We start from the raw sequence: 26,646 nt of genomic DNA on the forward strand, positions 1-26,646 counted from the left end.
GTACTGCAGGGGGGACCCTGTGGGAGAGTAGGTCACCGCCGGACTTCTTCATAAGCCGGGGTTGGTTGTTGAGTGAGCAGAGATGCTCCTCGATGACCAGCCCCGGCTTTTTTGTTGCCCGAAAACAACAGCATTGCAGGCGGAGCGGCGGATGTGCGCCAAGGCCTGCTGAGATGAGCCCCCGCAGCCCTGGCGCACGCTGAGACGCCTAGAGGCGGCCCGTGGCCTTCAGCTCGATGTAGTGGTCGGCGATCGCTGGCGGCAGCGCCGATGGCGTCCCTGTCACCGTGTCTCCGCCGAGGCGGAGAACCGTCTGACGCACGCGCTCCTGGTCCAGGAGCGCGCGCTCCGCGGCCGACGCAGCATACGTCTGCTCACGCGTCTCACGACGCACGGCGACCTCGTGCACATCCGGGTTCAGCACCGACCCCAACACGACGACGTGCTTGCTCGCCAGCTGCGGCAGCGCAGCGATGACGGGCTCGAGGGTGCCACCGGTCTCCAGTGTCGAGAGAATGACCACAAGAGAACGGTGTGTCGTCACTCCACGCACCAGCCCTGGGATGGCCCGCCAATCCGTCGCGATGAGTTCGGGCTCGACATCCGCGAGCGACTCGACCATGCGGCTCAGCAGCTCAGCCCCCGAGACGCCTTGGATGCGCGCCCGCACTCGACGATCCCAGGCGACGACATCGACGCGGTCACCCGCACGCGTCGCCAGCGCCGCGAGCAGCAGCGCCGACTCGATGGCAGTATCGAGGCGCGTCTCGTCCGCGACGCGAGCCGCCGACGTTCGCCCGGTGTCGATCACGATCACCACGCGGCGGTCACGCTCGGGCCGCCAGGTCCGTACGACCAGGTCCTGACGACGAGCGGTGGCTCGCCAATCGATCGAGCGGACGTCGTCGCCCCGCACGTACTCGCGCAGCGAATCGAACTCCGTGCCCTGCCCACGAACCATGAGGCGCGTGGCGCCGTCCAGCTCGCGGAGGCGCGCCAGACGTGAGGGGAGATGCTTCCTCGAGTTGAAGGGAGGGAGCACCCGCAGGACTCCGCGGTCAGCGAGGCTCACCTGTCGGGCCGCCAGCCCCATCGGACCCCAGCTGCGGAGCGTGACGAGCTCGGCCCGACGGTCGCCGCGGCGCGACGGGAGCAGCGGGAACTCGGCCACGCGGCGCTCGCCGACTGGCACATCCAGCTTCGGTCGGTGCTGCGTGCCGCCGGCCGTCGGCTCCCAGCCGTCGCGCACCTGCAGCCGCAGCGTGCGTGAGCCGCGGTTCGTGATGGCGACGCGGCTGACGGCCGCCTCGCCGAGGCGGACCCGCGAAGGCAGACTCCGCTCGATCTCGACCTGACGCGGTGCCCCCGCCAGGAGGACATCCGCGATGGACGTGAGCAGCACGAAGAGCAGCCAGATCGCCAATGTCACATACGCCGATTCGGCGGTCTGCCCGAAGAGCACCACGGGTACCGCCCCGACGGCGGTCAGGAGGACGAGGCGTCCACTCACGACCATGTGCTCACGCTTCCCTTCCAGCTCTCGACTTCAACGGTGATTGCGCAGCCTGCACGGCTCAGATCGGAACCTGCACCTGCGCGAGCACGGAGCGGAGGATCGCATCGGCGCCGACCCCCTCCAGCTCGGCTTCGGGCCGGAGCTGGAGGCGGTGGCGGAGGACGGGAAGCGCCATCGCCTGCACGTGATCCGGAGTCACCGCCTGGTAGCCGCTCAGATATGCGAACGCCTTGCTGGCCGACATGAGGGCCGTCGCCCCGCGGGGAGAGACCCCCATCCGCACGGACGGAGACTGCCTGGTCGCGCGGGCGATGTCGACGATGTACGCCAGCACATCCGCTCGCACCTCGACGGCAGCCGCCTCAGCCTGCGCTCGGCGCAGCTCCTCGGCAGAGAGGGCGCTCCGTACCCCGGCAGCCCGCAGGTCACGCGGCGAGAAGCCGGCGGCATGCCGCCGGAGCACTTCGAACTCCGCGTCCCGGGATGGGAGCTCGAGGACGAGCTTCAGCAGGAAGCGGTCGAGCTGCGCCTCGGGCAACGTGTACGTGCCCTCGTACTCGATGGGGTTCATCGTCGCCGCCACGAGGAAGGGAGCCGGGAGGGCGCGGGTCACGCCGTCGGCGGACACCTGTCGCTCCTCCATCGCCTCGAGCAGGGCCGACTGCGTCTTCGGCGGCGTGCGGTTGATCTCGTCGGCGAGGAGGATGTTCGTGAAGACGGGGCCCTCGCGGAACTCGAATTCGCCGGCTGCGGAGTCGTAGACCAGCGACCCGGTGATGTCGCCCGGCATGAGGTCCGGGGTGAACTGGACCCGTTTCGTGTCGAGCGACAGGGTCTCGCTCAGCGTGCGCACGAGCAGCGTCTTGCCCACGCCGGGTACACCCTCGAGCAGTGCATGCCCTCCTGCCAGGAGGGCCACGAGGAGGCCGTCGACGGCGCGCTCCTGTCCGACGACGGCCTTGGCGACCTCGCCGCGGACTCGCTGCAGTGCTTCACGGACATCAGTGCTCATAGGTGCCTCCGTTGTTCTCGGCGGTGCTGCTTGGGTCGGTGGTCGTGGGGCGGGCCTGGCGAGGGCGGGCGCTGCTCGGATCGACGGCTGCTGCGACTTCCCGTTCAAGGGTCAGCAGCGCTTGGCTCAGATCGAGGAGCTCGGCCTCGCTGCCGGGAACGGCGTCGAGCAGCGTCCACGCGACTGCGGCTCGGTTCGCCCCGAGGGCCGCAGCGCTCGATGTGATGATGTCCTGGACGTGGCTCGCGCGGGCTAGCCCGAGCGACCTCGCGAGACGAGTCGTCGTGCCGATGCGGAGATTGTCGATGGCGCGAAGCCGGGCCCGCTGCTGCGCGTAGAGCCTGCCGCGGCCCTGCATCGTCTCGGAAGCCTCGACGACGACTGGCAGCCGCTCCTCGACGAGGGGCCCGAAGCGGCGTCCTCGCCACACCATCACTCCGAGCAGCGAAGCGAGCGCGATGAGGATGGTCGGCGTGAGCCACGGCGGGACGTAGGTGCCGAGCGACGGCTGCGCTCCGAAGACCGCCTCGGCGTCGGCGACGCCCGGCACGTACCAGACCAGCGACTCCGTCTCGCCGAGGACCGCGAGACCCATGGCCGCGTTCGCGGCGCTGAGCACTTCGCCGTTGCTGAGGTTGTCGGTCGCGCCCAGCGCGGCGAGCTCCGTTCCGGAGGCGAGCTCCGTCTCGACGTAGGCGAAGCGCCCGGACTCGGCGTAGCAGGCGCTCCCTCCAGAGGCCTCGTCACTCAGCTGGTACAGCCGCGCACCCCGCTGGGAGATGTCGGGGGCGAGATCTCCGAGCGGTGAAGCGCATTCCTCGCCGGCGGCGACCGTGTCTGCATCTTCACCGTCGGCACCGACGCCGCCCACGACGATCGCCCCGTCGAACGCCTCGAGGAGGTCCCGGCTCGGCGCGAGCAGCAGCACCCGCTCCGCGTCCAGCTCCGCGATCTGCGCGGCGAGGTCATCGACAGCCAGGCCGTCACGGTCGTGGACGACCAGCGTCGTATCGCCCTCAGCATCCCGCAGCTGCGACCGAGCCTCCTCGAGGCTCGTCGCCGCGCTCGTGGACACGCCCTGGTCGCCGAGCACGGTGAAGACGGCCTTCGCTCCGTTGGGCTGTGCGGAGTCCACGCCGAGATACGGCGAGGTCGCGCTTGCTATCCCCCCGGCGAGGAGCGCGCTCGTCACGGCGATGACGACCGCGCCCGCGGCGATGAGCAGCCACGGACGCGCGCGTCTGAGCCGCTCCGAAACGGTCGGCGTCGCGGCCCGCGTGATGCTCACGAGGCCCGCCCGGAGAACGAGGCCAGCTTGACCGGTGCTGCCGAGTCGAGCGCGAGGTCGAGATCGCGCAGCTGGTGCCAGTCGGCCTCGGAGGCTCCGAGGCCGAGGTATCTGGCAGCGTCGAAGGACTTCGCGGCGACGTGCAGCGCTGGAGCGTGACCGGGGAACGAGACGCCCGTCGCCTCCGCGACCGCCGTCGCCGTCATCCCAGGACTGAGAGAGAGAACCGTGCGGTCGTGCACTGCCCGAGCGAGCGCCCGGAACTGCTCTACGACGGCCGTCTCGAAATCGCCTCGCGATGCCGCCGCCGCAGCGGAACCGCGCAGGTCGCGAGCAGAGCGCTCATCGCCGTCGAAGAGATCCGCGGGCATTCCGGTCCGTCGCCTCGCTCGTTGCGCGAGGATCGGCCGGCCGATGAGCAGCGCGAGGACGCCGAGGACGACAACTCCGCCCAGGATGAGCGCGATCGGCGAGAAGCCCCCTGGCACCCCCTCGATGGGCTGGAGCAGGTCATTCACCCAGTTCCAGAAATCGTCGATCCAGAGATCGAGCCAGGTGGGGGAGGCCTGCGTGTACTCGGCCTTCGCGAGCTCACCCTGCAGAAGATCGCGCGCCGGATCCTCGTCGATCTCGAGCGGCGGCTCCATCGAGCCGACCCACGGGCCGAGCCGCATCAGCGCACGTACCCCGGAGCCCCCGTCGCGGAGACCGGCCGCTGCACCTGCACGTCGAAGTCAGCATCGGCGATGTCGGCACCGGCCGCGGACTGCTCCGCATATCGCTGCAGGGTGACGCCGAGCGCCTCTTTGCGCATCCGCAGGTCGAAGTACAGGATCGTCGCGTTCCCGCTCGTCAGGACGAGGACGATCGCCCCGAGGAGCACCTGCAGCGCGGAGGTGATGAGCAGGATCAGCGCGAACGCGACGATCGTGCCAGCGTCAGGTTCGGACGACTCGCCACTTCCGAGGGGCAGGATGATGACCTGACCAAGGCTGACGGCCAGCTGCGCGACCGTCGAGACGGCGCCGGTGGCGACGTTCAGGATCACCTGGATGACGACGACGACCCCGAGCACTCGCCAGAAGTTGCCATGGGAGAGGTTCCAGCTGCGGCGGATGGCGGCGATGGGGCCGAGGCCCTCGAGGACGATGGCGCTCGGGGCGAACATGATCTTGATGCCGAGCCACACCATGAGCACGACCGTCGCCCCGCCGAGGAGCAGCGTGAAGATGACGCCGAGCCCGATCGAGCCGGCGATCGTCGCCTCATCTCCGCCTGACCCCGAGAGGACGGCGAACATGATGAGCGGGATGAGGAGCCAGCCGACGGCGATGAGCACCACCGCGCCGACTCCGACGAGCAGCGCGTACCCGATCAGTCGCCAGATGCCGCGCCACCCCGCGCGCCAGGCCTCCTTGAAGCCGAGCTTCTCGCCGATCGCGCCACGGGCGACGACGCGCACGAGGATGCCCTGCAGGAGCGCTGAGCCGACCCCCGCGACGGCGAGGCCGAGGATCGCGGCAAGCGATGTCAGCGTGATGGAGGAGACCAGCATCGGCGCGATGTCCTCTTGGCTTCCCCCAAAGGGGATGCGCGTGAACATGAGCATTCCGACGACGACGGGAAGCAGGCTCGCGAAGAGCGTCGTTGCTCCCATGACGATGACGGCGCTCCCGAGCGTTGTCTTCGGTGAGGTGCGGAACAGGCGGAACGTCGCGGCGAGAGCGTCGCCGAAGGCGAGCGGACGGAGGGGGAAGAGGCCGGGCGTCGGGGCCGGCATCCACTGACCGCCCGGCTGGCCCTGGCCCGGTTCCTGCGGAGGTCCGTACTGCCAGCTCGCCGGGCCGGGTGCGCCGTACTGATCGGGCTGCTGTCCCTGCCATTGCCCCTGGCCCTGCCAGTGACCGGCCTGCGGGAAGGCGCTCGGCGTCGGCGCTCCGGGCTGCGGCGGATACGCGTGGTTGGGCTCGGGTGCGTGCTCGTATGGGCCATGCGTCACGCGTCCATCGTGGCACACCCCGCGCCGCGCACTCTGGGTTGAGCCTCTGAGGGGACTATGCCCGCTACGCTGAGGGAAGCGCCCGGTCTCGGGCAGGTTCTGGAACAGGGAGGGTTCTGTGGGCGAACGCATCCTCGTGGTCGATGACGACCTCGCGCTGTCGGAGATGATCGGCATCGTTCTCAGGGCCGAAGGCTACGAACCCGAGTTCTGCGGCGACGGCGCGGCTGCCCTCGGCGAGTTCCGTCGGGTCAAGCCGGAACTCGTCCTGCTCGATGTCATGCTTCCCGGCCTGGACGGCATCCAGATCTGCCACCTGCTTCGCGCGGAATCCGGCACGCCCATCATCATGCTGACCGCGAAGTCGGACACGACCGACGTGGTCCGCGGGCTCGAAGCCGGTGCCGATGACTACATCGTCAAGCCCTTCAACCCCAAGGAGCTCGTCGCTCGCATCAAGACCCGGCTGCGCGCGAGCCAGCCGGAGGTGCAGAGCATCATCCGCGTCGGCGACCTCACGTTGAACGTCAACGCGCACGAGGTCCTGCGCGGCGAGGAGCAGATCAACCTGACTCCGCTCGAGTTCGATCTGCTGCTCACGCTCGCCGCGAAGCCGCAGAAGGTCTTCACACGCGAGGAGCTGCTCGAGCAGGTCTGGGGCTACCAGTACAAGGCCGACACGCGTCTCGTCAACGTGCATGTGCAGCGCCTGCGCGCGAAGGTGGAGCACGACCCGGACCACCCGAAGATCGTGGCGACGGTTCGCGGCGTGGGGTACCGCGCTGGGAACACGACCGCGTTCTCCTGACGTGAGCGCAGTAGCCCGGCGGACGACCTCCACCCCTTCTTCTCGGACGCCCGACGTCGACACGGAGGGCATCCGCGTCCCGTACCGGTGGCGCTCCGCGCACGGGGTCTGGCGGAACCTCGTCTTCCTCTGGCGGACGTCGCTTCCCTTCCGGACGATCGCGCTCTCGGTCGCGTTGACGACGGCGACGGTGCTGTCCGTCGGCTTCGTCATGTCCAACTCCATCGCGAGCGACCTGTTCAACTCGAGGCTCAGGCCCCTCGTCTCGGAGACCGAGCGTGCTGTGACCGCGGCTCAGACGGTCTTCGCCTCAGGCGAGGAGACCGACAGCGCGGCCCTCGAGACCCTGCAGACGCTTGCGGTTGACGCGGCGCAGGACTCGGCGGCCAACAGCTACGGCGTCATCTTCATGCAGGGGGCGTCGGACGGCGAGGAGCAATCCAACGAGCTGCGGGCGCTGGCGAAGGGGCCAGTCTCGGCCGATCTGGTCTCGCCGGAGCTGAAGGAAGCGGTGAGGTCGGGCGCGGAGACCGCGGCGACCGGAACGACCTCGGCGTCGCCGCAGACGTACTACCAGTCGATCGCGCTCGTCGACGAGTTCGGCAACGAGGTGCCCGGCATCGTCATCGGCTCGACCGTCACCGTGCAGAGCCTCGGCCAGTACGAGATGTACTTCGTGTACTCGATGGAGGAGACGCAGCAGACGCTCGACTTCGTGCAGCGCACCCTCGTGGTCGCCATGATCGTCCTGGTGCTCCTGGTCGCCGTCATCACGGGGTTCGTCATGCGGGCTGTGATCCAGCCGATTCGGGAGGCCGCGAAGACGAGCAGGCGCCTCGCGGCGGGGCACCTGGAGCAGCGCGTGCCGGAGTCGGGAGAGGACGACATCGCGACGCTCGCGAGGTCGTTCAACGAGATGGCGGACAGCCTGCAGGACCAGATCGAGCGCCTCGCGAACCTGTCCCAGGTGCAGCAGCGCTTCGTCTCAGATGTCTCGCACGAGCTGCGCACGCCGCTCACGACCATCCGTCTCGCCGGTGGGATGCTCTTCGACCGTCGCGACGACTTCGACACCGTCACGGCGCGGTCGGTCGAGCTCCTCCACGACCAGATCGAACGGTTCGAGATCCTGCTCGCCGACCTCCTGGAGATCTCCAGGTACGACGCCGGAGCGGTCGAGATCCTGCGGGAATCGAACAGCCTCGCGACCGTCGCCGACGACGTCATCGGCGCCATGACCCCGGTCGCGCTCGATCACGGCACGCGCCTCGTGCTCAAGGCGCCAGGTGGCTACGGGGAGTCCGAGTTCGATGCCCGCCGCATCAACCGCGTCGTCAGGAACCTCCTCGGCAACGCCATCGAGCACGGGGAGGCGAAGCCGATCGTCGTGTCGGTCGACTCCAACGAGTCTGCCGTCGCGCTGTCCGTGCGCGATTACGGCATCGGCATGACCGAGGCCGAGCGCACCAGGGTCTTCGACCGCTTCTGGCGCGCCGACCCGTCGCGCAAGCGCACGATGGGCGGGTCCGGTCTCGGTCTCGCGATCTCGCTCGAGGACGTTCGCCTGCACGAGGGGCGCCTGGAGGTCTGGTCGGAATCGGGCAAGGGGACGAACTTCCGGCTCACCCTGCCGAGATTCGTCGGCGGCAAGATCATGGGCTCACCGCTTCCGCTCGAGCCCGGAGATGCAGGTGCCGCCACCGTCACGATCGACGAGGAGGATGCGTCCTCCGAGGCGTTCACCGACGAAGACGTCGACACTCAGCCGATCGAGCTGCCTGACCTCGTCGGCATGCGCTCCTCCAACGCCGAACCGCTCGTCTCCTCGGCACCCACGAACTCGATGGATGTCATCGAGGCGACGTCCCTCGACGAGCCGGCGCAGACCCCAGCACCCTGGGACGATGCGGAAGCTGTTGTGGTGACCAGCTCGGCTCCCGAGTCCGTGCCTTCGCTTCCCAGCATCGACGACCACGATGGCGACGAACACGATCACGATCACGACGGCGATGCCGACATGCGCCGCGAGGACGACCAAGGCGACGAGGGCACGCGCGGCGAGGATGCGCGCGAGGACACAGAGGACGAGGACCCGCCCGTCGGGGAATCAGCAGAGCAGGGGCAGGAGGAGCGGACATGAGACGAGCTGCGAACCGACGGCGCGCGACGCGGGGAGCCGCGGCAGGAATCCTGGTCATCGCGATGCTCGTGCTCGTCGGATGCGCCCGCATCCCGACCTCCGGCCAGGTCCTCGCGGGCGAGTCCGAGCAGCAGGAGAGCGACCAGTCGTACAGCTTCTTCCCCGATCCGCCGCGAGACGGCATGAGCCGCGAGGAGGTGATCGAGGGGTTCCTCGATGCAGGAACGGGAACACAGAACGACTACGAGGTCGCTCGGCAGTACCTCGACGAATCGTTCCGGCAGGAGTGGGACCCGAACGCGCGCATCATCGTCACCGCCTCCGTCCCCGATGTGGTCGACGACGGGTCCGATCGGGTCGAAGCGAGCTACAAGTCCTCGGCCAGCGTCGATGCCGAGGGCATCTACAGCGAGCTCAAGAGCGGGACGACCGAGCGCCTCGACTTCACGCTCGCCCAGAACGCGGACGGTGAGTGGAGGATCACGGAGGCGCCTCCCGGCATCGTGCTGCTGAACCAGAACTTCCGCAGTCTCTTCAAGAGCTACACCCTCTACTTCTACGACGACACGCTTTCGCGGCTCGTCCCGGACGTCCGGTGGTTCGACGCGCAGCAGACCGCGATGACGCGCATCGCGCGTGCCCTGGTCAACGGGCCGGCGCCCTGGCTCGCCGAGGGCAACGTCGTCAGCGCCATCCCCTCCGACGTGACGCTGCTCGGCGCCGTGACCGTCGAGGGAGACGTCGCCGATGTCGACTTCTCGTCGGTTCTCTCCTCGGCCTCTCCCGAACGATATTCGCGGATGCTCTTGCAGCTCACCGAGAGCTTCGCCGACTTCGAGTCGATCACGAGCGTCACCATGTCCATCACAGGCGTCCCGATCGACCAGGATCTCCCTCCTGAGGACGCCGTCGTCGTCAACCGACAGGTGACCAGCACCCCCCTCGTCTACAAGGGCGGCGAGCTCGGATTCCTGAGCGGCGTCAACGTGACGGCGTCGCCGGAGACCGCGGCCCTGCAGGGGGCGATCGCCTCCCTCACCCCGCAGAAGGGCGCCTACTCGAGCGCCGGCGATGTCGCCTCGTTCGTGACGCCCGACGGCGTCTACACGACCCCGATCGCCGTCCCCGACCCGCTGCTCGTCGACGCCAGGCCGGGTCCCCTCGCGATGAGCCTCGACAGCTGGGGGTACACCTGGACGGGCAGCACGGATGGTTCCGGGCTCCGTGCCACGGATGTCGACGACCGTCAGCACAGCTGGCTGGAGCCCGCGGAAAACGTCGGCGCGACCGGCTATCGGTCCATCGCCGTGTCTCGAGACGGCGCCAGGCTCGCGGTGCTCGAGAACAGCTCCGTCGGAGTCAAGGTCGCCGTCATGGCGATCGAACGCGAGCCCAGCACCAACCGGCCGATCGCGCTCGGCAACCCGCTCATCCTCGAGCCGGGCGGCGCCTCGCCGATCGACCTCGCCTGGGTCGATGAGACCTCGCTCGCGGTGCTCGCGACGGGGAGCGAGGGCACTGCCGAGGTGCGCACGCAGACGGTCGGCGGCACGGTCAGCGTCAACGGCGCCGTGCTCGAAGGGCAGCAGATCACGGGGAGCAACACGCCCGCCGGTCTTCGAGTGCTCGACAAGGACCGCCATATCTACGTGCCGAAGGGCAACAGGTGGCAGCAGTCGGAGGCTGTCGTCGACTTCATCCTGACCCAGGTGTGATCGAGGGCCGGTCTCGGTTCTCCACAGCACCGGGATCGAGGCAGCGTCTCGCCCTCGCTTGTCGTCATGCTTGGACGATGCCCCTGCCCGCCGGCGTCACAGCGCTGCTCCACGACCGGGTGGAGCGACTGCGCGCAGCTTCACTCGACGCACTGGCGGTTCTCCTCCCCGTCGCCTGCGCCGCCTGCGGCCGGCTCGGTCGCGCGCTCTGCCGGGGCTGCGCTGAGCAGCTTGCCCGGCTCGCTGCGGTGCGGGCGTGCGGCGTGAGGATCATCGCCGCTGATGGAGGCCGGATCCCCGTCATCGCCGCCTGCGCCTACGAGGGCTCCGTGAAGGTGCTCCTCGCCTCGCTCAAGGAACGGGGGAGAGCGGATGCGGCGCGCCCGCTCGGGGTGCTCCTGCGGTCGGCGGTCTCGGGGTTCGCCGCCGCTGCCAGAAGCGGTCGGGAGGCGGCGCCGCACTCCGGGCCCGTCTCCGCGACCTGGGTGCCGGTGCTCATCCCGTCGTCGGCGAGCTCGATCCGTGCTCGTGGCTACGTGCACCTCGCTCTGCTCTGGGAGCAGGCGCTGCCAGGGACGAGGAGTGTGCGGGCGCTCCGACTCGTCCGGCGCGTGCAGGACCAAGCTGGGCTCACGGCCCCCGCTCGGGCCGAGAACCTGCGGCGCGCCTTCGCCGCCGACCCGGGACTGGCAGGCGCGCGGGTGGTGCTCGTCGACGATGTCGTCACGAGTGGCGCGACGATGCGTGAAGCGGTCCGTGCCTTGGAGAGCGTCGGCGCGGTCGTGGTCGGATGCGTCGTCGTCGCCGAGACAGTCGGCAGATCTGCGAGGGCAGCGCGCCCGGAAGTCGACACGCGCGGAGGGTAGGGCATGTCTGCGAAATCGCAGACAACACCGGGTGAATAGGGGTCTACGATTGCGGCACAGCATCACGAGGCAGTGACACCTCGGCCTCGTGCAGAACGACAGGAGAGTGACATGGAAATCACGATCACCGGTCGCAACACCGAGATCCCGGACCGCTTCCGCGAGTACGCCACCGAGAAGGCGCTTGCGAAGGTCTCGCTTCTCGATGGCAAGACGCAGGCAGCGGAAATCAAGCTGACCAAGCGAACCGACAGGGCTGGAAACCTGCTCGACAAGGGCAAAGTCGAGATCACGCTCTTCGGACCCGGCCCGGTCGTCCGCGCCGAGGCCGAGGCCGGTGACAAGTACGCGGCCTTCGATCTGGCCCTGGACAAGCTCGTCGAGCGACTTCGCCGCAACAAGGACCGCAAGAAGATCCACCGCGGCCAGCACACGCCACTCCGTCTCCAGGAGGCGGCCGCCGACAACTTCGCGCAGATCGACGTCACTCCCGCCAACACCGACACGATCCGCCTCGTCGAATCCGGCGCCACCGCGTCGGAGATCGAGGCGGAGGAGGAGAGCCTCGAGGAGCTCTACTCGCCCGTGGTGATCCGGGAGAAGACCTTCGCCCCCAAGCGCCTCAGCAACGACGAAGCCGTCGACCACATGGAGCTCCTCGGGCACGACTTCTTCCTCTTCATCGAGAGTGAGTCCCTCCGTCCGAGCGTCGTGTACCGACGCCGCGGCTGGGACTACGGAGTCATCGCGCTCGACGAGAACTCGGTTCCCGTCTCCTAGTTCCGTTCTCGCCCACCTCGCCCCGGTCGATGCATCCAGCATCGGACGGGGCGAGGTGCGTAGAATCAACCGATGTGCACAGCACGGGCTGTGCTTCGCCGCGCGTTCTCGCGCCACTTGCGTCAACCAGTAGGAGCAGACCTTGGCCTCAGTTCTCGAGAAGATCCTCCGCATGGGCGAAGGGCGCACCCTTCGCAAGCTGGAGAGCGTAGCCAAGCAGGTCGGTCGCCTCGAGGACGCCTTCAAGGAGTACAGCGACGACGAGCTCCGTGACATCACGGTCTCGTTCCGTGAGCGTCACGAGGCTGGGGAGTCGCTCGACGCTCTCCTCCCAGAGGCCTTCGGTGCCGTCCGCGAGGCCGCGGGACGTGTGCTCGGCCTCCGGCACTACGACGTGCAGCTCATGGGTGGGGCGGCGCTCCACCTCGGCAACATCGCCGAGATGAAGACCGGTGAGGGCAAGACCCTCGTCGCGACCCTGCCCGCGTACCTCAACGCCATCGCCGGCAAGGGCGTGCACGTGGTCACGGTCAACGACTTCCTCGCGACCTACCAGTCCGACCTCATGGGCCGCGTCTTCCGCGCCCTCGGCATGACGACCGGATGCATCGTCGCGGGGCAGTCCCCGGCCGAGCGCCGTGAGCAGTACGCCGCCGATGTCACCTACGGCACGAACAACGAGTTCGGCTTCGACTACCTCCGCGACAACATGGCCTGGCGATCAGAGGACATGGTGCAGCGCGACCACTTCTTCGCGATCGTCGACGAGGTCGACTCCATCCTGATCGACGAGGCCCGAACGCCTCTCATCATCTCCGGGCCAGCGCAGGGTGACGCGAACAGGTGGTACTCGGAGTTCGCCTCGATCGTGCGCAAGCTCAAGGAAGGCCGCGACTACGAGGTCGACGAGAAGAAGCGGACCATCGGCGTGCTCGAGCCGGGTATCGACCGAGTGGAAGACGCCCTCGGCATCGACAACCTCTACGAGTCGGCCAACACCCCGCTCATCTCGTTCCTGAACAACGCCATCAAGGCGAAGGCGCTCTTCAAGCGCGACAAGGAATACGTCGTGCAGAACGGCGAAGTCAACATCGTCGACGAGCACACCGGCCGCATCCTCAAGGGCCGACGCTACAACGAGGGTCTCCACCAGGCCATCGAGGCGAAGGAAGGGGTGCAGATCAAGGCCGAGAACCAGACGATGGCGACGGTCACGCTGCAGAACTACTTCCTCATGTACGACAAGCTCGCAGGCATGACCGGTACGGCCGAGACCGAGGCCGCGGAGTTCATGAGCACCTACAAGCTCGGCGTCGTGCCCATCCGCACGAACCGCCCCATGCAGCGCAAGGACAACCCCGACCTCGTCTACAAGAACGAGAAGGTCAAGTTCGATCAGGTCGTCGAGGACATCGTCGAGCGCCACGAGACCGGCCAGCCGGTCCTGGTCGGCACCACGAGCGTCGAGAAGAGCGAGTACCTCTCGAAGCTCCTCGCGAAGCGCGGCATCAAGCACGAAGTGCTCAACGCGAAGAACCACGCACGCGAGGCGGCGATCGTCGCCCAGGCTGGGCGCCGAGGCGCCGTCACGGTCGCGACGAACATGGCCGGCCGCGGTACCGACATCATGCTCGGCGGGAACGCCGAGTTCCTCGCCGTCGCCGAGATGACGGCGCTCGGTCTCGACCCGCAGGAGAACGCGGACGAGTACGACGAGAAGTGGCTCGAGGTCTTCGGCTCCATGAAGGAGCAGGTGAAGAGCGAGGCTGACGAGGTGGCTGAGGCAGGGGGGCTCTACGTCCTCGGCACCGAGCGTCACGAGTCCCGCCGCATCGACAACCAGCTCCGCGGCCGCTCCGGCCGTCAGGGCGACCCCGGCGAGAGCCGCTTCTACCTGTCGATGACCGACGACCTCATGCGTCTCTTCAACACGGGAGCGACGCGCGCGATCATGGCAGGCGACGGAACACCCGACGACCTCGCCCTCGAGTCCCGCATCGTGTCGAGGGCCATCCGGTCGGCGCAGTCCCAGGTCGAGTCCCGCAACGCCGAGATCCGCAAGAACGTGCTCAAGTACGACAACGTGCTCAACGAGCAGCGCACCGCGATCTACAGCGATCGCCGCCGCATCCTCGAGGGCGACGACATCGCCGACAAGGTGCAGAACTTCCTCACCGACGCCATCGACGACATCATCCAGGAGCACACGGGAGACGGCACGGGCGACGACTGGGAGTTCGACGCCCTGTGGACCGACCTCAAGCAGCTCTACCCGGTCGGCATCACCGAGGACGAGCTCTTCGAGGAGGCTGGCGGGCGCAGCAAGCTCACGAGGAAGATGCTCGAGGAGGAGGTGCTCTCCGATGCACGTCTCGCGTACGAGCGTCGTGAGGAGTCGATCGGCGAGGAAGCGACCCGCGAGCTCGAGCGACGCGTCGTGCTGAGTGTCATCGACCGCAAGTGGCGCGACCACCTGTACGAGATGGACAACCTGAAGGACGGCATCGGTCTGCGTGCGATGGCCCAGCGCGACCCGCTCGTGGAGTACACGCGTGAGGGCTTCGCGATGTTCCAGCAGATGCTCGGCAGCATCCGTGAGGAGTCCGTCGGGTTCCTCTACAACCTCGAGGTCACCGTCAAGAAGGACGAGACCCCGTCTGCGAGTGAGACCCCGGACGTGCAGATCGTCGCGAAGGGGCTGGACGAGAAGGCCCAGACCGCGTTGAGCTACTCTGCCGCGACCGACCAGGGTGAGGTCGAGGTGCGCAACGAGCGTGGCCAGCTCAACCAGCGGGCGACGGCGGACGCGAAGCGTCGCGAGCGCGACCTCGGCACTTCGTCGGCGCTCGACCAGGCTCGTGAGGAAGCTGGCGAGGAGCCCGCGGCACCGGTCGCGAAGGCCCCGCAGGGCACGCGACCCCGCCAGCCTGTCTCTCGCTCGGGGAACCCCGCCAAGCGTCAGGCTGCGGAGCAGGGCGAGCAGGCGGAGGCGGAGTCCTCAGGGCCGGCTGCAGGCAGCTCGTTCGGCAAGGGCGCGACGTCCAAGCCGGGTGGACAGCCAGCGGGCAACCGGGCTCAGCGCCGCAGGAAGAAGTAACGACGGCTGCTCGGAGTCGAGCACCCTGACCAGCGGGCGTCCCTCAGTGTGGGGCGCCCGCTGCGTCGTCCGAGGCGCCGCAACCGCGATCAGAGCACGTGGATCGCGGACGCCCGCCAGCGACGGTCGAGCCCTTCCAGCCGCACGGTGACCGCGCGAACGCGCGCCCCGAAATCGAGGATGACAACCGCGTCGACGATGTTCTCGCTTGTGGTCTGCACTCGCAGGCTGAGCTCCACGAAGTGCGGGCGTCGCGTCGGTCGCCGTCGTGCCTGCCGCGCTCTGTTCGCGTGCTGCGTGCGGATGAGGAGATGGCGGAAGACGTCGTCGGTGACCCACCGTGAGAGCTGCTCGATGTCTCGGACGCCCGCGATCACCTCGACGACGCTCCTCGCGAGGTTCGAGATGAGCGGGCTCGGTTCCGGCAGGTCGCTCGCGGCCGTGCGCTCGCGGACGAACAGCGGATCGGCATCGATGAGCACCCCCGCCCCGGACGTGGCGGATGGATGAGCTGCATCGACGGCGCGTAGCGCCCCGATGCTGCGCGCTGGCAACATGCGGCCCCCGAATGTTCTGCGGCGATTCCCCCCGAACCGCCTGGCGTCATGAAACCACGCGTCCGGCTCGGCTCGCGAGGTTCGAACTGCCCTGTGGATAACCCTCGCCGCTGCTGCGCCTGCCCCTACGCTGGCCGCGTGCGCTGGGACGACATGTTCGACGACCTCGCAGGTCAGCTTCAGGGCGGGATCGACGACGAGGCCGCCAGGCGCGCCATCGACGACGAACGGCTGCGGGTCGGTCGGCTCTCGCTGCGTGAACGGCTCGTCGCGCTCGCGGAGAGCGGTGACGAGCCCGTGTCGCTGCAGATGTCCGACGGCTCGATCGTGGCGGTGCGCCCACGGGCCTTCGGCAGCGACTGGCTCTCGGCCGAGCTCGTCGCGGAATCGGGGCGAGTTCGCGTCTGCATCGTGCCGACTGCCGGCATCGCGTCGTTGGTGCTCACGGAGGCGCAGCTGCTCGCGAGCCTCCGCGAGTCAACGGGGAACAGGCCGGGCGATCTCTCCGGCAGGCTGGGGCTGGCGTTCGCACTCCGAGACCTTGGTCGGCGCCGAGCGCAGTGCGAGTTCGTCGTGACCACTGGGTCGATCGTCGGCACCATCGACCGCGTCGCCCGAGACCACGTCGACGTCGCGGTGCACGAGCGAGGGGTCGCGCGTCGCTCGAGGGATGTCGTCGCCTACCGGATCATCCCGCTCGACGATCTGCGTCTCGTGATCCTCGCCGGCGACTGAGCCGCGGACCGGCCGAGGATCGCGGCCTCGCACGCCCGCGCGGCACTCTCCCGCGTCGCTGGCTCGGTGTGAGCGCTTGAAGAGGTGCGAGCTAGAGGAGTGGTCGAAGTCGCGGGGGTGCCTCGTCTTGATGCTCGTCAGCGGTCAGGAAGTCGCCGGAGTCGGCGAACTCGGCCTGCCGGAGCGCGGCGACACGGCGCTGGTAGTCGTACTGGTCGTCGATGTACTGCTCGAGCATGCTCCGCTCGACCCGCCACTCGCCGACTCCGCCGATGCGGATCGCGGGCAGCTCCGCGCTCTGCACGAGTCCCATTGCGACATCCATCGTGACGTTGAGGATCTCGCAGACCTCGGCGAGGGTCAGGAAGCGGCCGATTGACTGGGGGTCAACGGATGCGTTCATGCCGTCGATTATCGCCCGACCTCGCTTGCTCGCCCCGCGTTGTGGATAACTTCTGCGCCGTTTCCCACCTTGCGCCACGATGTCCGAGTCGCCGCGCCTGGCGACCGACGGTGGGGGAGAGACGCATGACCGTGACCAAGGCTCGGAAACCGAGACGCTGGGTCGACCCGCGGGTCGTCATCGGCGTGCTTCTCGTCGCCGTCTCGGTGCTGGGGGTCGTGGGGGTGCTCGTCGTCGGCAACCGCACATCGGTCGCCTACGCGGCGGCATCGACGATCGCGCCAGGCGCGGTGCTGACGGTCGATGACCTCGTCCCGGTCGAGGTGGGTCTCGGAGCGAGCGCCGGGGCGTACCTCGATGTCGGGACCGCCCCGCAGGGCGAGTTCGTCGTGACGCAGGCAGTGCAGTCGGGCGAGCTCGTCCCGAGATCCCTGATCGGAGCCGCAGACACCAGCCGCACCTCGATCGTCGTGGAGATCGCGGGCGGCCTCCCGACCGAGCTGGGTGCGGGCGGCGCGGTGGAACTCTGGTCGAGCCAGGAGAGCAGCCCAGGAACCTACGGTGCGCCAGTCCTGATCTCGGCAAGCGCCATCGTCGCGAAGATCCTCCCCCGGGAAGGAGCGCTCTCGCGCAGCCAGGCCGATCGCGTCGAACTGCTCCTCCCGAAGAGCGAGATACCGACGCTGCTCGCTGTCGTCAGCAACGACGCCCGCGTCGCGCTTGTGCCTGTGTACCTCGAGGCGGAGCACTGAGGTGGCGCGCATCCTCATGGCCATCGACTTCGAGATCGAGGCCCGCCTCCTTGAGGGCATCATCGCGGCCGGGCACGACATCGTCGACCGGGTCTCCGGAGGACTCGCCGCCGCAACAGCAATCGAGCGTCTCCGCCCCGAGATCGTCCTCCTGCAGGGCGCGCCGGAGACCCTGACGGCACGGAGCCTCGCCGCCTGCGTCCGGTTCGGGGCGCGCTTCATCGTCGTGGTGGCAAGCGACCTCGAGCGCCGCAACGCGGAGGCGCTCTCCGCGCGGGAGGTCGTGGAGGCGGCGGCGAGCTGGAGCGAGATCGAGATGCTGCTCGAGTCCGCGCCAGACGGCGTCGGCGATGTCTCGACGGGGCCGATCCCACAGCAGTCGCCCTCGTTCGCGAGGCCTCCTGCGGCTCTGCCTCGCCCGACGGACGCGCGGCATGCAGCCCGCGACACGGAGCGCGTTCCGGTGGCCGAGGGCAGCCGCTCAGCGGCCAGGCGTGCTGGGCGAGCCCGTGCACACGCGGCGACTCGGGCGACGAGAGAGCCGGGCGCCGCAGAGGCACCACGTCCAGCACGAAGAGGAGAGCGGGGAGGAAGGGGCGCCCTGCTCGCAGTCTGGGGCTCGCACGGGGCGCCGGGGGCGTCGACGGTCGCGGCCGCGGTCGCCGCCAGCGCGGCCGCGGCAGGCCGGAGGGTGCTCCTCATCGATGCCGACAGCTACGGGGGATCGCTCGCCGCCATGCTCGGCATCACCGACGAGGCCCCTGGCTTCGCAGCCGCGTGCCGTCTCGCGGGTGCGGCGCGGCTGACGCTCGCCGAGCTCGAGCGGATCGCGGCCCCCTCTGCAATCGGTCGAGACGAGCTGCTGGTGCTCACGGGCATCGCCAACCCTGCCAGGTGGCCGGAGCTCAGTCGGGAGCGTGTCTTCACGGTGCTCGAGAGATGCCGGGAGATCGCCGATCTCGTCGTCGTGGACGTGGGGTTCAGCCTCGAGAGGGACGACGAGATCGCGAGCGATGCGTTCTCCCCTCGTCGATCGGCGGCGACGCTCACCTCACTCGGCGCTGCGGACCGGATCCTGGCCGTCGCAGACGGGCAGGCGGTCGGCCTGCAGCGGTTCCTGCGAGCGAGGGTGAACCTCATCGAGATCACCGGCGAGACCCCTGTGGACGTGATCGTCAACCGAGTGCGGGGGGAGGCGGTCGGCCTTGGCGCAGCGGGACAGATCAAGCACGTGCTCTCGCGCTTCGCCGGTCTGCAGGCGAGCGCCCTCATCCCGCTCGACCAGTCGGCGTGCGACCGTGCGCTCCTCGCAGGCGAGCCCGTGACCTACGCGAGTCCCCGCTCCGGATTCGCACGCGCGATCTCCAGCTACGTCGCAGACTCATTGCTGGCGGAGGCGGAAGTCAACACCCCGGCTGTCGACGGCGTGCGCCTCGGCAAGCGGACAGCAGGAAGTGCCCCATTTCGTCGATTCTGGCGCGGTCGTGGCGAACTGCAAGGTCAGAACTCCTAAGCTGACCGAGTGTCCAGTCTCTCCTCGCAACTCCAGCGCCGCGGAACCCTCAGTGAAGCTGAGCAGTCGTGGATACTCCAGCTGAGCGCCGACTGGCAGCTCCTCACCGACCTCTCGTGCGCCGACGTGGTTCTCTGGGTCCACACCAAGGACGACGACTTCGTAGCGGTCGCGCAGGGCCGCCCATCGAGCGCCCCGACGCTGTTCTACCGAGACCTCATCGGGCAGCCCGTTCGCGAGCAGTGGGCGGTCGCCGTCCGCCGTGCCTACGAAGAGGGCACAACCGTGCGATCGACAGAACCCGACTGGTTCGACGAGATCCCGACACAGCTTCTCGTGACGCCCGTCTTCTGCCGTCTCCCCGGCGAGGGTGTGAGCCAGCACCCCATCGCCGTCATCACACGGCACACCAATCTCGGCAGCACGCGTTCCATCACTCGTCAGGAAGAGACCTTCCGTGACTGCGCGGACGAGATCTTCGCCATGATCGAGGAAGGCGCCTTCCCAGACCCGGAAGCCCCGCAGATCTCCCGCCGGGGCGCGCCACGCGCCTCCGACGGCCTCATCCGGCTCGACCGGGATGGGGTCGTCACGTTCGCGAGCGCAAACGCGCTGAGCGCGATGAACAAGCTCGGCTTCGGCGGCGAGCTCGAAGGCGAGGTGCTCTCGGAAGTCGCTTCCGCCCTGGTCCACGACAAGAGCCGCGTCACGGTCGATGAGGCGCTTCCGCTTGTCGTCACCGGTCGAGCACCCTGGATGACCGACGTCGAGGCACGAGACATCACTGTCACCCTGCGTGCACTCCCGCTGCGAGCGCACGGAGAGCGCACGGGCGCGATCGTCCTCTGCCGTGACACGACCGACGTCAGGCACCAGCAGCAGGAGCTCATCACCAAGGACGCCACGATCCGCGAGATCCATCACCGGGTCAAGAACAACCTCCAGACCGTCGCGGCCCTCTTGCGCATCCAGGCCCGTCGCTCCCGCAGCGACGAAGCCAGGGAGTCCCTCACCCAGGCGATGCGGCGTGTGTCCTCCATCGCGGTCGTGCACGACACGCTCTCCGGCGGCTTCTCGCAGACCGTCGACTTCGACGAGGTCTTCCTCCGCGTGATGAAGCTCATCACCGAAGTGTCCTCGACCTCCAACACGGTCGTCAGGCCCGTCGTCAGCGGGCGCTTCGGCACGCTGCCGAGCGAGTACGCGACCCCCCTCGCCCTGGCGCTCACCGAGCTCGTCACGAACTCCGTCGAGCACGGCCTCGCCGGCCAGGAAGGCGAGGTGACGGTCACCGCTGAGCAGACGCCGGGAGGCCTCTCCGTCACGGTCGCCGACACCGGCTCCGGATTCGTCGCCGGACGAATCGGGGCGGGTCTCGGAACGCAGATCGTGCGCACGCTCGTCGAGGGCGAACTCGGTGGCTCGATCGAATGGCATTCGGAGCCAGGTGAGGGCACGCAGGTGAAGCTGCGCATCCCGAGCCGCTGGAAACGCGAAACGGGCGGCGCGTGAGCGCCGCCCGTCGGGCGATCCGCGGCCAGGCCGCGGAATGTTCGGTTGCTAGGAAGCTCGTCGAGCCCTCGCTGCGCGTCGCTTGAGTGCGCGCCGCTCGTCCTCCGAGAGGCCTCCCCAGACGCCGGAATCCTGACCGGTGTCGAGTGCGTACTGGAGGCATACCTCGGTGACCTTGCACGAAGCGCAGACGGCCTTCGCAGCATCGATCTGGTCTACAGCTGGGCCGGTGTTCCCGACGGGGAAGAAAAGCTCGGGATCTGCGTCCAAGCAGGCGGCAGTGTCGCGCCAATCCATCAGTGGTGCTCCTTATCGAGTGCGCCTCGCGCACAAAAACGCTCCGCTGGGAGCGAAGTTCTGGAACCCGGGATGCGGTGACTGGCCTATAGACTTGGCCTCGATTTTGCATTCCTCCGGGTATCTCTACCTAGAGAAAGATTTTGCCACAGCGTGATTTTCCAGGCAAGGGGTAATTCGTGAGCACCGGCACGACCAAGCGCCCGAAGACCGTCCTGCTGCTCGCCGGAGTCCTCGGGCTCGAGGCCGCGATCCTCGCCGCCGCGACGGTGTTCCTCGTCATCGAGACGGTTGCGCAGGAGGCGGAGTTCCTCGCCTCATCCCTTGCGCTCGCTGGCCTGTCGCTGCTCGGGGCCGTTCTGCTGGCGCTCGTCGCCGTCTCGACGCTCCGCCTGCGCTCCTGGGTCCGTGGTGCCGCCATCACCTGGCAGATCATGCAGCTGGCAGTCGCCTGGGTGTTCCTCCAGGGCGATATCGCGGTCTGGGTCGGCTGGGCGCTGACCGCGGTCAGCCTCGTCGGCGTCGTCGCGGCCGTGCATCCGGCGACCGGCCGTGCACTGCACCGCGACGACGACGAGCTGGCCGAGTCCCGCTAGACCTCGAGCAGCTTGAGGATGCGGGCGACGTGGCCCGCAGCTCGAACGTTGTAGAGCGCGTGCACGATGCGCCCCTCTTCGTCGATCACGAAGGTGGAGCGGATGGAGCCGACCGCGACGCGGCCGTACTTGTTGCGCTCGCCGTACGCGCCGTAGGCGGTCTGCACCGCGTGATCGGCGTCGCTCAGGAGCGTGAAGTCGAGGTGCTCCGCTTCGCGGAACTCGGCCAGCTTCTCCGGGTCGTCCGAGGAGATGCCGAGGATCGTGTAGCCGGCTGCGCGCAGGGGAGCGTCGCTCTCGCGGAAGTCGCAGGCCTCAGCCGTGCATCCGGGCGTGAAGGCCTCGGGGTACGTGTAGAGGATGACCCGCTTGCCGCGGAAGTCGGCGAGGGAGACGGCGCTGCCGTCCTGGTCGGTCAGGGTGAAGTCCGGGGCGCTGGTGCCCGGCTCGAGGCGGGCCGGAGTTGTTGTCGTCATGCCCTCAATCGTGGCATGTTGCGGCCGATTGGACTTCGAGTTCAAAACAGTGCTATGCTCTCTCGGTCGCCACGGAAACGGAACGACATGCACCTCTAGCTCAATTGGCAGAGCAATTGACTCTTAATCAATGGGTTCTCGGTTCAAGTCCGAGGGGGTGTACGAGATAGGCCCGGTAGCTCTCGCCAGCTACCGGGCCTTCTTGCATCTGTGCGCAGTCCCCGGCGTCGGTACGCAGGCTCTTGCATCTCCCCGCAGGGTGCCTCGCCGGCCCGCCCATCGCCGGTCTGCCGTTCTTGGAGGCTGGGTGCTGGCAGAATGGGCATGCACTGGCTTGGCGCGGAACGCGCCGACGACGAGGAGGCGGATTCCGTGACGAATGCACCCGGTGAACTGTGGGCGAACTGGCCGCGAACCGCACGGGCGAACCCCTCGAGCATCGTTGCTCCACGGGTCGCTGAAGACGTGCAGCAGATCGTCGCGGACGCCTACGCGAGTGGCAGGCACGTTCGTCCGGTCGGCGCGAGCCACACCTCGAACGCCCTGGCTGCAGCACCTGATGTCCTGCTCGACGCGCGCGGGCTGCGCGGCCTGAACTGGATCGACCTCGACAGCCGCGAGGCCGCGTTCGGCGCGGGCACCACGATCGCCGAGGCCGGGGCCCTCCTCGAGTCCTACGGCTGGCAGCTCGAGAACATCCCGAACAACCCGGCCGTGACGCTCGGCGGTGCCGTCGCCACGGGGAGCCATGGCACGGGCGCGCGCTTCGCGAGCCTCTCGTCCCAGCTGGTCTCGGCCACGCTCGTGTCGGGCACGGGCGAGCTGGTCACGGTCAGCGCCCACCAGGATCTCGAGCTCTGGCCATCGGTCAAGCTCAGCCTCGGCGCGCTGGGCGTCTTCACGGAGCTCGTGTTCCGCATCGTGCCCGGCTACCGCATCCGCACCTCCGCCGAGGAGATGCGCATGAGCGCGCTCGTCGACGAGTTCGAGGTCCTCGCCTCCGGGGCCGACCACTTCTCCGCGAGCTGGCGGCCGCACACCGACGAGGTGTTCGTGACGCAGGGGTTCCGCGAGTCCGGTGAGATCGCCGACGAGCCGACGCCGTCACGGCGTTCGGCGTCGTTCGGTGCGCTTGGCGAGGTGCTCGCGATCGGGCTCTCGAAGTCGCTGCCGCTGCTGACTCCCGCCGTGAACAGGCTCGCGAACCGCGTGCATCCGGTGGGCGAATCGACCCTCGGCCCCATGCGGGCGCTCGCGGAGCCCGCCCCGGTGCGGTTCGCGTCGCTCGAGTACTCGTTCCCCATCGCCGAGACGCCTGAGGTGCTTCGCGCCCTCGACGAGACGATCGAGCGCGCTCACCTGAACCTGCCGTACGCCGTGCGCATCTCGACGACTGCCGCCGACGACGCGTGCCTGTCGAACGCGTACCGCAGGGCCGTCGGCAACATCGCCGTCCGGGTTCCGTCGACGCTCGACGCTCGGCCCATCTTCAGCGCCGCAGAAGACCTGTTCCTCCGCCTCGGGGGTCTGCCCCACTGGGGGAGCTTCCACACGGTGCGGGCCGAGGAGTTCAAGCACGTCATCACGCGCTTCGGCGACTTCCATACGGCACGGGAGCGACTCGACCCCGCAGGCGTGTTCGACAACGCGCACCTCACGCGGGTCCTCGGGGCGCACTAGCGGCCCTGCGGCCCTGCGGGGCGTGCTCAGGGCCGCTCAGAGCGGTTGGTCGGCTCGCGGGTCGTCCGGTTGGCGCCATGGCCTGTCGCGCCATCTGAACGCTCCGGCCCGATGCAGGATCCAGGCGGCGAGCAGGGCTCCGACGGCTCCGGATGCGCCGCCCACGAGCAGGGCGGCTCGCGGCCCGAACAGCTCGACGATCCACCCCACGACGGGCGCGCCGATCGGGGTTCCGCCGAGGAAGATCGCCATGTACAGCGAGAGCACCCGTCCGCGCATGGACGGCTCGACGCTGCCCTGCACGAGCGCGTTCGCGGTCGTGATGGCGCTCAGCGAGGTGAAGCCGATCGGGATGAGCGCCAGCGCGAACAGCCAGAAGGTCGGCGCGAGGGCCGCCGCGAGGCAGCTGAGCGCGAAGAACCCGCTCGAGGAGAGCAGTACGCGGAACCTGGCGCGTTCCCGCTTCGCGGCGAGCAGCGCACCGCCGAGCGAGCCGATGGCCAGGATCGAGGAGAGCAGCCCGAAGCTGTCGGCGCCGCCCTGGAACTCCATGGTCGTCATCGTCGCGGTGTAGATCGGGAAGTTGAGTCCGAAGGTGCCGAGGAGGAACACCAGCACGAGCACGGCGACGATATCGGGGCGGTTCGCGACGTAGCGGATGCCCTCCCGGATCTGGCCACGACCTCGCTTCGACGGGGGAGACGGCAGCAGCTCCGAGGTGCGCATGGCCAGGAGCGCGGCGATCGTGGCGACGTACGTGAGCGCGTTGACGAGGATCACGGGGCCGGCGCCGATGAACACGGTGAGGACCCCGGCGACCGCCGGGCCGATCATCCTGGCACCGTTGAACGACGCTGAGTTGAGCGCCACGGCGTTCGACAGCAGCTTGAGCCCGACGACCTCCGAGACGAAGGCCTGGCGTGCTGGGGCGTCGAGGGACGCGGCACAGCCGAGCAGCAGGGCGAAGACGTACACGTGCCAGAGCTCGGCGACGCCCGCAGTGACGATGGCGCCGAGCGCGAGCGCGAGCACGGCCATGACCGACTGCGTCCAGATGAGGACCTTCCGCTTCGACACGCGGTCGGCGATCACCCCCGCGTAGGGGGCGAGCAGCAGCTGGGGGCCGAACTGCAGGGCCATGACGACGCCCAGCGCGGTGGCGTCGTTGTCGGTGAGCTCGGTCAGCACGATCCACGCCTGGGCGGTGCGCTGCATCCACGTTCCGACGTTGGATGTCAGCGACCCGGCGAACCAGATGCGGTAGTTCCGTTCACGGAGCGAGCGGAACATCGAACTCACGGCAGCGGCTCCCTGGGGGTGGTCTTGGTCGCGGGGGTGCACAATGTAATGGTTGTGGCCGCAAGTATTTATGTGAAGGTCACAAAATGATCTCACGTACAATGACGCCGGTCGTCGAACCCGAGGAGAGCCGCAATGGCAGACAAGAACCGCGAACACATCCAGAAGCTTCGCGAGGAGGCCAACGCCATCCGCAAGCAGGAAGAAGCGCGCGCCAAGCGCACGCGCGTCCTGACGCAGGTCGGCATCATCGTCGGCGCCGTGGTCGTGCTTGGCGCGATCGTGCTGCTCGCCGTGTTCGGCTCGACCTGGTTCGGCAAGAAGATCGAGATCTCGGCTGAAGGAAACGTCGCCGTCGCGCGCCTCGACGGCTCGACCGTCGAGCAGCCCATCCAGGTCGTCGACAACTCGGCGATCGTCGTCGGCGCAGCGGATGCTCCGGTCAAGATCGACTACTACTACGACTACTCGTGCCCCCACTGCGTGGACTACCACGAGCAGACCGGGGCCGTGTACAACGACCTCGTCGCAGCCGGTGAGATGCAGGTCACCTACCACGCGATCAACATCGTCGCGCCGTACGGTGCCGAGGCCGCAGCCGCCATCGCCTCGACTGTGGCGTACGAGCCCTCCGCCTTCTTCGCGGTGCACGACGGACTCTTCGGCATCCCCGCACAGACGCAGACCAGCTGGGGCCCCGCGGACTACTCCTCGGCGCTCAGCCAGCTGGGCGTCACGAACCCGGAAGCGCTCGCCGCTGCGACGAACGGCGAGTTCTCGGGCTGGGCTGCCTCGAACACGACCGCCTCGCGCGAGGCTGGCGTCTCCGGCACCCCGAGCATCTTCGTGGACGGCGAGCTGCAGCAGACTCCTCCGGACGTCGAGGCGCTCATGGCGCTTGCCGGCACCGCGAACACCGGCGAGTAGCGGGCACGCGAGATGGCGAGCTCTTCCGAACCGGCAGAGACCATCGAGGACGAGCAGGGCGGCGCAGCCAAGCTGCCCTGGCTCGTCCGAACGCCCCAGAACGTGGCGTGGGCGCTCGTCGTCTTCGGCGGCGTCGGTCTGCTTGCGAGCTTCTTCCTGACCGTCGAGTACATCCACAAGCTGCAGGAGCCCACGCAAGCGCTCATCTGCGACCTGAACGTCTTCGTCACGTGCGGGCCTGCCATGCAGTCGTCCGCCGGCGCGATCCTCGGCTTCCCGAACATCATCATCGGGCTCGTCACCTTCGCGGTGACGGTCGCGATCGGCGCGGGGATCCTCGCCGGCGCGAGCTACCGCCGCTGGTTCTGGGTCGCGTTCCAGGTCGGGCTCGTGGGTGCCGCAGCGCTCGTCAGCTACCTGCAGTGGTACAGCGCCTTCGAGCTCGCCCGCCTGTGCCTGTGGTGCATGATCATCTGGGCCGCGACGATCCCCCTCGTCTCGACCGGCACGATCTTCAACATGGCGCACGGGCACCTCGGTGCCGGCGCCAAGCGCGTAGGGGAGAAGCTCGCCCCGTTCCTGCTGACGATCATCATCGTCTGGTACCTCGTGGTCGCCGCCGTGATCTTCACGGGGCTCCTGCCCTACCTCGCCTTCTAGGCGCGCAGCGCGCACGCA

24 protein-coding genes and 1 tRNA gene are annotated in these 26,646 nt (G+C 68.5%); 15 read left to right on the top strand and 10 right to left on the bottom strand.

Features of this window, described 5'->3' with window-relative positions:
* Positions 1-208 precede the first annotated feature (208 nt).
* The 5 genes from C5E05_RS18375 to C5E05_RS18395 are packed head-to-tail and all read right to left on the bottom strand — an operon-like array spanning position 209 to position 5,815.
* Entirely contained in the window at positions 209-1,516 is a 1,308-nt protein-coding gene (locus C5E05_RS18375; RefSeq protein WP_104240387.1) for a DUF58 domain-containing protein, read from the bottom strand.
* A 58-nt stretch (positions 1,517-1,574) separates the two neighbouring features.
* Positions 1,575-2,528, bottom strand: a complete 954-nt coding sequence (locus C5E05_RS18380; protein ID WP_104240388.1) for a MoxR family ATPase — start codon at positions 2,526-2,528, stop codon at positions 1,575-1,577.
* Positions 2,518-3,816: a DUF4350 domain-containing protein gene (locus C5E05_RS18385; protein WP_104240389.1), complete on the bottom strand. Its 1,299-nt coding sequence runs from the start codon at positions 3,814-3,816 to the stop codon at positions 2,518-2,520. The genes C5E05_RS18380 and C5E05_RS18385 overlap by 11 nt, the downstream gene beginning before the upstream one ends.
* Entirely contained in the window at positions 3,813-4,490 is a 678-nt protein-coding gene (locus C5E05_RS18390; RefSeq protein ID WP_104240390.1) for a DUF4129 domain-containing protein, read from the bottom strand. The genes C5E05_RS18385 and C5E05_RS18390 overlap by 4 nt, the downstream gene beginning before the upstream one ends.
* On the bottom strand, positions 4,490-5,815 hold the full coding sequence (locus C5E05_RS18395) for a hypothetical protein (protein WP_146081181.1): 1,326 nt from the start codon (positions 5,813-5,815) through the stop codon (positions 4,490-4,492). Before C5E05_RS18395 ends, C5E05_RS18390 begins: the two co-directional genes overlap by 1 nt.
* Before the next feature lie 118 nt (positions 5,816-5,933).
* Between C5E05_RS18395 and mtrA the strand changes: the two genes are divergently transcribed.
* From mtrA to secA, 6 genes are all read left to right on the top strand, one after another.
* On the top strand, positions 5,934-6,623 hold the full coding sequence (gene mtrA, locus C5E05_RS18400) for an MtrAB system response regulator MtrA (RefSeq protein WP_104240392.1): 690 nt from the start codon (positions 5,934-5,936) through the stop codon (positions 6,621-6,623).
* Position 6,624: 1 nt separating this feature from the next.
* Positions 6,625-8,763 carry an MtrAB system histidine kinase MtrB gene (mtrB, locus tag C5E05_RS18405; RefSeq protein ID WP_258064924.1) on the top strand — a complete coding sequence of 713 codons (2,139 nt, stop codon included), beginning with the start codon at positions 6,625-6,627 and terminating at the stop codon, positions 8,761-8,763.
* Complete coding sequence (locus tag C5E05_RS18410; RefSeq protein ID WP_104240393.1) at positions 8,760-10,478, top strand: LpqB family beta-propeller domain-containing protein; 1,719 nt, start codon at positions 8,760-8,762, stop codon at positions 10,476-10,478. Before mtrB ends, C5E05_RS18410 begins: the two co-directional genes overlap by 4 nt.
* A 77-nt stretch (positions 10,479-10,555) precedes the next feature.
* Entirely contained in the window at positions 10,556-11,344 is a 789-nt protein-coding gene (locus C5E05_RS18415) for a ComF family protein (RefSeq protein ID WP_104240394.1), read from the top strand.
* 111 nt (positions 11,345-11,455) lie between these two features.
* Positions 11,456-12,124, top strand: coding sequence for a ribosome hibernation-promoting factor, HPF/YfiA family (gene hpf / locus C5E05_RS18420; protein ID WP_104240395.1), 669 nt, complete (start codon positions 11,456-11,458; stop codon positions 12,122-12,124).
* Between the two features lie 142 nt (positions 12,125-12,266).
* Entirely contained in the window at positions 12,267-15,221 is a 2,955-nt protein-coding gene (gene secA, locus C5E05_RS18425; protein WP_104240396.1) for a preprotein translocase subunit SecA, read from the top strand.
* An 89-nt stretch (positions 15,222-15,310) separates the two neighbouring features.
* Here the strand turns inward: secA and C5E05_RS18430 are convergent, their stop codons facing one another.
* A complete protein-coding gene (locus C5E05_RS18430) occupies positions 15,311-15,778 on the bottom strand; it encodes an Rv3235 family protein (RefSeq protein WP_146081182.1) in 468 nt (155 codons plus the stop codon).
* A gap of 138 nt (positions 15,779-15,916) precedes the next feature.
* Between C5E05_RS18430 and C5E05_RS18435 the strand changes: the two genes are divergently transcribed.
* Positions 15,917-16,513 carry a hypothetical protein gene (locus C5E05_RS18435; RefSeq protein WP_104342758.1) on the top strand — a complete coding sequence of 199 codons (597 nt, stop codon included), beginning with the start codon at positions 15,917-15,919 and terminating at the stop codon, positions 16,511-16,513.
* A gap of 91 nt (positions 16,514-16,604) precedes the next feature.
* On the opposite strand, the gene C5E05_RS20655 is transcribed toward C5E05_RS18435, so the two are convergent.
* Positions 16,605-16,916 (bottom strand): helix-turn-helix domain-containing protein, encoded by a 312-nt coding sequence (locus C5E05_RS20655; RefSeq protein ID WP_104240399.1) that lies wholly within the window; start codon positions 16,914-16,916, stop codon positions 16,605-16,607.
* 125 nt (positions 16,917-17,041) lie between these two features.
* Between C5E05_RS20655 and C5E05_RS18445 the strand changes: the two genes are divergently transcribed.
* From C5E05_RS18445 to C5E05_RS18455, 3 genes are read left to right on the top strand one after another with little or no spacing between them, the layout of a single operon-like run.
* Positions 17,042-17,668: a hypothetical protein gene (locus tag C5E05_RS18445; protein WP_104240400.1), complete on the top strand. Its 627-nt coding sequence runs from the start codon at positions 17,042-17,044 to the stop codon at positions 17,666-17,668.
* Position 17,669: 1 nt separating this feature from the next.
* The gene (locus C5E05_RS18450) at positions 17,670-19,181 is read left to right on the top strand and encodes a P-loop NTPase (RefSeq protein ID WP_104240401.1); all 1,512 of its coding nucleotides are present in this window, start codon (positions 17,670-17,672) and stop codon (positions 19,179-19,181) included.
* A gap of 9 nt (positions 19,182-19,190) precedes the next feature.
* Complete coding sequence (locus C5E05_RS18455) at positions 19,191-20,693, top strand: sensor histidine kinase (protein WP_104240402.1); 1,503 nt, start codon at positions 19,191-19,193, stop codon at positions 20,691-20,693.
* Positions 20,694-20,741: 48 nt separating this feature from the next.
* Here the strand turns inward: C5E05_RS18455 and C5E05_RS18460 are convergent, their stop codons facing one another.
* Positions 20,742-20,990 carry a WhiB family transcriptional regulator gene (locus tag C5E05_RS18460; RefSeq protein ID WP_068476994.1) on the bottom strand — a complete coding sequence of 83 codons (249 nt, stop codon included), beginning with the start codon at positions 20,988-20,990 and terminating at the stop codon, positions 20,742-20,744.
* Between the two features lie 179 nt (positions 20,991-21,169).
* On the opposite strand from C5E05_RS18460, the gene C5E05_RS18465 reads away from it, so the two are divergent.
* Positions 21,170-21,586, top strand: coding sequence for a hypothetical protein (locus C5E05_RS18465; protein WP_104240403.1), 417 nt, complete (start codon positions 21,170-21,172; stop codon positions 21,584-21,586).
* Here the strand turns inward: C5E05_RS18465 and bcp are convergent.
* On the bottom strand, positions 21,583-22,062 hold the full coding sequence (gene bcp / locus C5E05_RS18470) for a thioredoxin-dependent thiol peroxidase (RefSeq protein ID WP_104240404.1): 480 nt from the start codon (positions 22,060-22,062) through the stop codon (positions 21,583-21,585). The genes C5E05_RS18465 and bcp overlap by 4 nt on opposite strands.
* Before the next feature lie 89 nt (positions 22,063-22,151).
* On the opposite strand from bcp, the gene C5E05_RS18475 reads away from it, so the two are divergent.
* Positions 22,152-22,224 (top strand) — tRNA-Lys (locus tag C5E05_RS18475).
* A 210-nt stretch (positions 22,225-22,434) separates the two neighbouring features.
* Positions 22,435-23,742, top strand: coding sequence for a D-arabinono-1,4-lactone oxidase (locus C5E05_RS18480; RefSeq protein WP_181059734.1), 1,308 nt, complete (start codon positions 22,435-22,437; stop codon positions 23,740-23,742).
* 36 nt (positions 23,743-23,778) lie between these two features.
* On the opposite strand, the gene C5E05_RS18485 is transcribed toward C5E05_RS18480, so the two are convergent.
* The gene (locus tag C5E05_RS18485) at positions 23,779-25,041 is read right to left on the bottom strand and encodes an MFS transporter (RefSeq protein ID WP_104240406.1); all 1,263 of its coding nucleotides are present in this window, start codon (positions 25,039-25,041) and stop codon (positions 23,779-23,781) included.
* A gap of 135 nt (positions 25,042-25,176) precedes the next feature.
* On the opposite strand from C5E05_RS18485, the gene C5E05_RS18490 reads away from it, so the two are divergent.
* Together C5E05_RS18490 and C5E05_RS18495 are read left to right on the top strand one after the other, a co-directional pair.
* Complete coding sequence (locus C5E05_RS18490) at positions 25,177-25,968, top strand: thioredoxin domain-containing protein (protein ID WP_104240407.1); 792 nt, start codon at positions 25,177-25,179, stop codon at positions 25,966-25,968.
* A gap of 12 nt (positions 25,969-25,980) precedes the next feature.
* Entirely contained in the window at positions 25,981-26,628 is a 648-nt protein-coding gene (locus tag C5E05_RS18495) for a vitamin K epoxide reductase family protein (RefSeq protein WP_104240408.1), read from the top strand.
* Positions 26,629-26,646: the final 18 nt, after the last annotated feature.

Source organism: Pseudoclavibacter sp. AY1H1 (assembly GCF_002931055.1).
Classification (GTDB): Bacteria; Actinomycetota; Actinomycetes; order Actinomycetales; family Microbacteriaceae; genus Pseudoclavibacter.

Bases quoted from the DNA above. Each gene is read 5' to 3' on its own strand.
- C5E05_RS18375 (WP_104240387.1), bottom strand. From the start codon at position 1,516: ATGGTCGTGAGTGGACGCCTCGTCCTCCTGACCGCCGTCGGGGCGGTA.
- C5E05_RS18380 (WP_104240388.1), bottom strand. From the start codon at position 2,528: ATGAGCACTGATGTCCGTGAAGCACTGCAGCGAGTCCGCGGCGAGGTC.
- C5E05_RS18390 (WP_104240390.1), bottom strand. From the start codon at position 4,490: ATGCGGCTCGGCCCGTGGGTCGGCTCGATGGAGCCGCCGCTCGAGATC.
- C5E05_RS18410 (WP_104240393.1), top strand. From the start codon at position 8,760: ATGAGACGAGCTGCGAACCGACGGCGCGCGACGCGGGGAGCCGCGGCA.
- C5E05_RS18415 (WP_104240394.1), top strand. From the start codon at position 10,556: ATGCCCCTGCCCGCCGGCGTCACAGCGCTGCTCCACGACCGGGTGGAG.
- hpf (WP_104240395.1), top strand. From the start codon at position 11,456: ATGGAAATCACGATCACCGGTCGCAACACCGAGATCCCGGACCGCTTC.
- C5E05_RS18430 (WP_146081182.1), bottom strand. From the start codon at position 15,778: ATGTTGCCAGCGCGCAGCATCGGGGCGCTACGCGCCGTCGATGCAGCT.
- C5E05_RS20655 (WP_104240399.1), bottom strand. From the start codon at position 16,916: ATGAACGCATCCGTTGACCCCCAGTCAATCGGCCGCTTCCTGACCCTC.
- C5E05_RS18445 (WP_104240400.1), top strand. From the start codon at position 17,042: ATGACCGTGACCAAGGCTCGGAAACCGAGACGCTGGGTCGACCCGCGG.
- C5E05_RS18460 (WP_068476994.1), bottom strand. From the start codon at position 20,990: ATGGATTGGCGCGACACTGCCGCCTGCTTGGACGCAGATCCCGAGCTT.
- bcp (WP_104240404.1), bottom strand. From the start codon at position 22,062: ATGACGACAACAACTCCGGCCCGCCTCGAGCCGGGCACCAGCGCCCCG.
- C5E05_RS18490 (WP_104240407.1), top strand. From the start codon at position 25,177: ATGGCAGACAAGAACCGCGAACACATCCAGAAGCTTCGCGAGGAGGCC.
- C5E05_RS18495 (WP_104240408.1), top strand. From the start codon at position 25,981: ATGGCGAGCTCTTCCGAACCGGCAGAGACCATCGAGGACGAGCAGGGC.